This window comes from Methylobacterium sp. E-005 (assembly GCF_022829725.1).
GTDB lineage: Bacteria > Pseudomonadota > Alphaproteobacteria > Rhizobiales > Beijerinckiaceae > Methylobacterium.
This window is the reverse complement of the sequence record NZ_JAKSYG010000199.1, coordinates 114,042-121,030: the sequence shown is the minus strand read 5'-3', so window position 1 is coordinate 121,030 and position 6,989 is coordinate 114,042. Positions and strand designations below refer to the sequence as shown.

Genomic DNA, 6,989 nt, shown 5'->3' with positions numbered 1-6,989 from the left:
GCAGGCCTCCTCTGTCACCGAAGCCCGCCCCGACCGGCTGGATCCCGCCGGATCGGGGCGGCATGCTGGGGCGGAGCGCCGGGACAGGCGCGGGAGGATACGCCCCGATGATCTCGACCAGGATCTCTGCCACGCTGCCGGCGCTCGCCTGCCTGCTCGCCCTGACAAACCCCGCACCGGCCGCCGATCCCCCGCGCTTCCAGGTCGATCCGAACTGGCCGAAGCCGCTGCCGAATGACTGGATCCTGGGTCAGGCCGCGGGCGTCGCCGTGGACGCGCAGGACCATGTCTGGGTGATCCAGCGGCCGCGCACCCTCACCGACGACGAGAAGGCCGCGAGCCTCGATCCGCCCCGGACCAAATGCTGCAAGCCGGCCCCGCCGGTGCTGGAGTTCGATCAGGCCGGCACCCTGCTGCGAAGCTGGGGCGGCCCCGGCACCGGCTACGACTGGCCGACCAACGAGCACGGCATCCAGATCGACGGCCAGGGCTTCGTCTGGATCGCCGGGAACGGCGACCAGGACGGGCAGCTCCTGAAGTTCACCCCCGAGGGCAAGTTCGTGCTGCAGATCGGCAAGTCCGGACCGCAGACCGACAGCCGCGACACCAGCCGGCTCGGCAAGCCCGCCAATGTCGATTTCGACATGGCGGCCAACGAGGTCTACGTGGCGGACGGCTATTACAACCACCGCCTCATCGTGTTCGACCGGGATACCGGCGCGTTCAAGCGGATGTGGGGCGCCTACGGTAAGCCGCCGACCGACGACAAGCTCGGCCCCTACGATCCGGCGGCTGCGCCGTCCCGGCAATTTGCCAATCCGGTTCACTGCGTGCGCATCGCCAAGGATGGGCTGGTCTATGTCTGCGACCGGACCAACGATCGCGTTCAGGTGTTCAAGAAGGATGGCAGCTTCGTCACGGAATTCTTGGTCGAGAAGAACACCCGCGCCAACGGCTCGGTCTGGGAGTTGGCCCTGTGGCCGGATGCGAACCAGACCTACCTGCTCAACGCCGACGGGGCCAACAACGAGGTCCGCACCCTCGAACGCGCCACCGGCGCGGTTGTCGGCGCCTTCGGCCGGAACGGGCGCATGGCGGGCCAGTTCCACTGGATCCACAACCTCGCGGTCGATTCGCACGGGGATGTCTTCACCACCGAGGTCGATACCGGCAAGCGCGCGCAGAAATTCGTGCCGGTGGGCGATGTCGGCCTGCCCCGGCGCGCGCCCTAAACCGGACGGTCCGTCATTGGGACGGGATATCCGCTCCGGAGCGTCACGCCTGGACGGGACCCGCGAGGGCGCCCGGGAAACGCTCGCTTCCCGACGCCGTTGCCCTAGATCCCGGTCTCGGCGCGATCAACGCAACCGAGCCATCCGGACAGCGATTGGTACGCTTCGTCCCGTTCTGGCAGGGCGCAGCCGTAGGGACGCTTTGTGAAGCCCACCACCCTGCCGCATGATGGGTGGCCCGAACCCCGTCGAGGGAGAAGGAATGACATGATCCTGGTCAGCGTGATGTACCCGACCGGCCCAAGCTTCGACATGGGCTATTATCTCAGCCATCACATGCCGTTGGTGCGGGAGCGCTGGTCGGCGCTCGGCCTGCACGATGCCAAGGTGGTGAAGGGCGCCGGAACACCGGACGGCGGCCCTGCGCCGTTCCAGGTCATGGCGCTGCTGACCTTCGCGTCGGCGGAGGCCTTCCAGAAGGCTGTGGCTGCCCACGGCAACGAGATCTTCGCCGATATCCCGAACTTCACCCAGGCCCAGGCGCAGGTTCAGCTCAACGATTTCGCGGAAAGCCCGTGATCGATATCGTCAAGGCGGTCCAGGGGGCCGATCCGAGCCTGGGCACCTACGTCATCGTCCTGCGGGGCGATTCGCGAGCCCTGGACGGGCCGGATCGTTTGACCCCGGAGGCGGAGGCTTGGCTGTCGGCCCATGCGCCGGGTGGTCGCCTCGCGCGGGTGAAAATCCTCCTCGCGCCCTATCCGGGGGCGGCGCCGACCGAGCGGGCGGTGAGCGTCATGGCTTTCGCGGAGGCACGGGAACTGGCCGCCTTCGCGACGACCTGGACCGGCGATCCGCTGCCGGACGAGGCGTGATGTCCCTACGCTGCCGGAGTGTTGGCAACGTTTCAGCCGTCCGATCCTGAGACGCAGTCTGAGGTTTGGACGGCCGCAAGACTTACGCTCTCGCGTCGTGGCCGGTGGTCGTCGACCCCGCCCCCGACGCGCACTTCGATTCGAAAGCGGCGCCGGACCAACTTCCCTGCACGCGTGGAAGCCGTCCAGTCGCCGTCGCTCAACCGTAAAGCCTGGGTTAAGACCGGTGTTTCACGTGAAACATTTTTAAACCAACGATCCTGTCCAGACCTCGCCGGCCTTTACGCGTTCATCGGCGAACGGGAACCGGCCCGTTCAGGCCTGGCCAGTCGGAGTAGCCGTTGGCGCCACCGCCGTACCAGTAAGCCTTCGGTGCCTCGGCCACCGGCGCACCGACGGCGAACCGTTCCACGAGATCGGGATTGGCAAGGTAGGGCCGACCAAAGCTGAAGAGATCGGCCCGGCCTTCGGACAGCTCCTTCTCGGCGAGATCCAGGGTCAACCCGTTATTGCCGATATAGGCGCCCTTGAACCGATGGCGTAGCGCGGCGAGATCGACGCCCTCCGGCGCATCGCGCGTCTGTTGCGTCACCCCTTCAATCGCGTGGACGTAGAGGAGCCCGAACCCGTTGAGCGCATCGACATAGGCCCCGTAGGTCGCGTTCGGGTCGGAGTCCAAGGGGGTCTCCCCCGGCTGCGTGGTGGCGGGGGAGATCCGGATGCCGACCCGGTCGCCGCCGCCCCAGACCTCCGTCACCGTCCGGACCACCTCCAGCGGGAAGCGCAGGCGGTTCTCGATGGAGCCGCCATAGCGATCGGTCCGCCGATTGGTCGAATCGCGGACGAATTGCTCCAGCAGATAATTGTTGGCCGAGTGGATCTCGACCCCGTCGAACCCGGCCCGCTTGGCGTTCTCCGCGGCGCGCCGGTAATCGGCCACGATGCCCGGGATCTCGTCCGTCTCCAAAGCGCGGGGCGTCACGTGGGGCTTCATGCCCTCGCGCGTGAAGGCGGTTCCCTCCGGCTTGATCGCCGAGGCCGAGACCGGCAGCGCCCCGCCCGGCTGGAGGTCGGGATGCGAGATCCGGCCGGTGTGCCAGAGTTGCAGGAAGATCAGCCCGTCATTGGCGTGGACGGTCCGGACGATCCGGGACCAGCTATCCACCTGCACGTCGGACCAGATCCCCGGCGTGTAGGCATAGCCCACGGCCTGGGGTGAGATGTTGGTCGCCTCCGCGATGATCAGGCCGGCGCTCGCCCGCTGGCCGTAATAGTCGGCTGCGAAATCCGGCGGCACGCCGTCATTATCCGAACGGCTGCGGGTGAGCGGTGCCATCACGACGCGGTTCTTGAGGCTCAGGCCATTGATCGTGACGGGCTGAAGGATCGGGCTATTCGGCATCGGGGCTCCCGCTTCGGGCTGCAAGCGGACAGGCGCCGGGGCTCGCGACGTCACGTCCTCACGGGGCGCCGGAGCGCCCCACCGAGCCAACAACCCCCCACGGCCGGGTCAAGGTTCCACACGGGGCGTGCATCTCCGACTCACCCCACGGCGGAACCCCGACGGGTTGGAACTTGGCCGTACCGTGCCGGGCTTGACCCCTAAAACGGCCGCGCTCGGCCCTCATTTCCAAGATTGTGGAGACTTTCGCCATGAAGGCACTGTGTTGGCACGGCCGAAACGATATCCGCTGCGACACGGTCCCGGATCCGAAGATCGAAGATTCCCGCGACGTGATCATCAAGGTCACGAGCTGCGCGATCTGTGGCTCGGACCTCCACCTGATGGACGGGCTCATGCCCACCATGGACGGCGACGTGCTCGGTCACGAATTCATGGGCGAAGTCGTGGAGGTCGGCCAGGGCTTCACCAAGTTCAAGAAGGGTGACCGGATCGTCGTCCCCTTCAACATCAATTGCGGCTCCTGCCGGCAGTGCAAGCTCGGCAACTACTCCGTGTGCGAGCGCTCGAACCGCAATGCCGAGATGGCGGCAGCGCAGTTCGGCTACACGACCGCCGGACTATTCGGCTATTCGCACCTCACCGGCGGCTACGCGGGCGGACAGGCCGAGTATGTCCGTGTGCCCATGGCGGACGTTGCACCCATGAAGGTGCCAGACGGCATGGACGACGAGTCGGTCCTGTTCCTCACCGACATCCTGCCCACGGGCTGGCAGGGCGCCGAGCATTGCGAGATCCAGGGCGGCGAGACCATCGCGATCTGGGGTGCCGGGCCGGTCGGCATCTTCGCCATCCAGTCGGCCAAGATCATGGGCGCCGAGCGCATCATCGCCATCGAGACGGTGCCGGAGCGCATCGCCCTCGCCCGGAAGGCCGGGGCAACGGACATCATCGACTTCATGAACGAGGACGTGTTCGAGCGCATCAAGGAGATCACCAAGGGCCAGGGTGCTGACGGCGTCATCGATTGCGTCGGCATGGAGGCGAGCGCCGGCCACGGCGGCATCACCGGAGTCCTCTCCACGGTGCAGGAGAAGCTCACCGCTACGGAGCGGCCCTACGCGCTGGCCGAAGCGATCAAGGCGGTGCGCCCGTGCGGCATCGTCTCGGTGCCGGGCGTCTACGGTGGCCCGATCCCGATCAACATGGGCTCGATCGTCCAGAAGGGTCTGACCCTCAAGAGCGGCCAAACCCACGTGAAGCGCTACTTGGAGCCGCTGACCAAGCTGATTCAGGAGGGCAAGATCGACATGACCTCCCTGATCACCCACCGCTCGCAGAACCTCGCGGACGGGCCGGACCTCTACAAGGCCTTCCGGGACAAGAAGGACGGCTGCGTGAAGGTGGTGTTCCACCTCTGATCCGACGCGGACGGCGTCGGTCCATCGACGATTCATCTCATGGTCCGGGCGGTTCATCACCGCCCGGACCTCCTGCTGTTTCCGCCTTCGCCGGACCGGATTCCACGGTACCCCGGCCGGCACAGGTCCTGGGAGCGGGCGCGCGACGGCCGCCCGTTGGAGGGATCTGGATCGAATCGGCGCGCGACGAACAGGGCCGGCGGGTCCGACGGACACAGGCTCTCAGGCGCCATCCGCGAGAGCCGCCCAGCGCATGTCTGCATCTCATTCGCCCACGACGTGCATCGATGACAGAGACGCTCCCCTTACAACAGAAATTGATGCCAGATCTGGGTTATAATGCTCAAAATTAATTTGTATCGGTACAGCACTCTGTAATGTGCTCTCGAATTATGCTTGGAAAATCTCTTGATTCAGATCAATCTGCAATCTTAAATCACGGATTAACTTGGGGATCGTCGAAATTTGACTGACACATCTTGCTCGCGGATCGTATGAGGATCCCGGCTACACAGATCCGGCGCGATCATTGCAACAGCCGGCGCCGCAGAAGGGGGATCAATTCAAATGGCCATCGTGTTCGATCGGAGCATGACATCTAAACTCGAGGCTTTGGACCGTTCCCAAGCTGTCATCGAGTTTAATCTCGACGGCACGATCCTGACGGCCAACAAGAACTTCTGCGACGCGCTCGGCTATCAGCTCGAAGACATCCGCGGTCAGTCGCATGCCCATCTCGTCGATCCGGCCTATCGCGACAGTGAGGCCTACCGGGCGTTCTGGACAACGCTGCGGAACGGCACGTTCCAAGCCGGCGAGTTCAAGCGCATCGGCAGGGATGGCCGCGAGGTCTGGCTTCAGGCCACCTACAATCCGATCCTCGGACGCGGCGGCAAGCCGGTCCGGGTCGTCAAGTTCGCCAGCGACGTCACCGAGCAGGTGCGGCGCACGATCGAATATGAGGGTCAGATCAAGGCCATCAACCGTTCGCAGGCCGTGATCGAGTTCGGGGTCGACGGGACGATCCTCACCGCCAACGACAACTTCCTCACCGTGATGGGCTACCGGCTGGCGGAGGTCGTCGGCCGGCACCACAGCCTGTTCATCGAGGCCGGGTTCCGCGACGGGGCCGAGTACCAGACCTTCTGGAGCCGCTTGGCCTCCGGCCAATACGAGACGGCCGAATTCCGGCGCGTCGCCAAGGACGGTCACATCGTCCACATCCAGGGGTCCTACAATCCGGTCTTCGATCGCGACGGACGCCTCCTCAAGATCGTCAAGTTCGCCACCGACGTCACCGCCCTGGCGCGGGACCGCGAGCGCCGGGCGGATCTACAGGGCGCGATCGTCCGCGACCTGAACGCCATCGCGGACGCCTCGTCGAACGTCTCGCAGCAGGCCGGGCAGGCAGCGGAATCCTCGACCCGGGTCTCCAGCGAGATCCAGGCGGTCGCCTCCGGGGCCGAGGAACTGGCCGCCTCGGTGACGGAGATCGGCGGTCAGGTGCTGCAGGCTTCGGAGATTTCCGGACAGGCAGTCGATCAGGCCAAGGCGACGCAGACGATCATCGGCGGCCTCAGCACGGCGGCCACGCAGATCGGCGAGGTCGTGGCGCTGATCCAGAGCATCGCGGCCCAGACGAACCTGCTGGCGCTCAACGCCACGATCGAGGCGGCCCGCGCCGGCGAGGCGGGCCGGGGCTTCGCGGTGGTCGCCGCCGAGGTGAAGGAACTCGCCGACCAGACGGCTCGGGCGACCGAGCAGATCGGTTCGCAGATCTCCGGAACCCAGGAGGCCACCCGGGAGGCCGTGGGGGCGATCGGCGCGATCCAGGCCACGATCGTGCGGCTCAACGAGGTCGCGGGTGCCATTTCCACGGCCGTGGAGCAGCAATCCGCCGTGACGCGCGAGATGTCGGCGAACATGCAGACGGCCGCGCAGGGGGTCGGCGCGATCACCAGCGGCCTCGGCCTGATCGCCCAATCGGCCGTGGAGGCCGACCAGGCCACGCAGAAGCTGCGCGGCGCCGCCCGGAGCCTCGCCTGATCCCGGCCGCACA

The 6,989-nt window shown here is 66.2% G+C and carries 6 protein-coding genes; 5 read left to right on the top strand and 1 reads right to left on the bottom strand.

The window, feature by feature from the left end; translation table 11 throughout:
• The first annotated feature begins 107 nt into the window (after positions 1–107).
• The 3 genes from MKK88_RS22740 to MKK88_RS22730 all read left to right on the top strand — a co-directional run bounded on the left by MKK88_RS22740 (position 108) and on the right by MKK88_RS22730 (position 2,107).
• On the top strand, positions 108–1,232 hold the full coding sequence (locus MKK88_RS22740; RefSeq protein ID WP_244003764.1) for a hypothetical protein: 1,125 nt from the start codon (positions 108–110) through the stop codon (positions 1,230–1,232).
• A gap of 267 nt (positions 1,233–1,499) precedes the next feature.
• Positions 1,500–1,811 (top strand): EthD family reductase, encoded by a 312-nt coding sequence (locus tag MKK88_RS22735; RefSeq protein WP_244003749.1) that lies wholly within the window; start codon positions 1,500–1,502, stop codon positions 1,809–1,811.
• Positions 1,808–2,107: a hypothetical protein gene (locus MKK88_RS22730; RefSeq protein WP_244003747.1), complete on the top strand. Its 300-nt coding sequence runs from the start codon at positions 1,808–1,810 to the stop codon at positions 2,105–2,107. The genes MKK88_RS22735 and MKK88_RS22730 overlap by 4 nt, the downstream gene beginning before the upstream one ends.
• 289 nt (positions 2,108–2,396) lie before the next feature.
• Here the strand turns inward: MKK88_RS22730 and MKK88_RS22725 are convergent, their stop codons facing one another.
• A complete protein-coding gene (locus MKK88_RS22725; RefSeq protein WP_244003745.1) occupies positions 2,397–3,509 on the bottom strand; it encodes an alkene reductase in 1,113 nt (370 codons plus the stop codon).
• A gap of 251 nt (positions 3,510–3,760) precedes the next feature.
• On the opposite strand from MKK88_RS22725, the gene MKK88_RS22720 reads away from it, so the two are divergent.
• Positions 3,761–4,930 carry a zinc-dependent alcohol dehydrogenase gene (locus MKK88_RS22720; RefSeq protein ID WP_244003743.1) on the top strand — a complete coding sequence of 390 codons (1,170 nt, stop codon included), beginning with the start codon at positions 3,761–3,763 and terminating at the stop codon, positions 4,928–4,930.
• Positions 4,931–5,521: 591 nt separating this feature from the next.
• Positions 5,522–6,976, top strand: a complete 1,455-nt coding sequence (locus tag MKK88_RS22715; protein ID WP_244003741.1) for a PAS domain S-box protein — start codon at positions 5,522–5,524, stop codon at positions 6,974–6,976.
• The last annotated feature ends 13 nt before the right edge of the window (positions 6,977–6,989 follow it).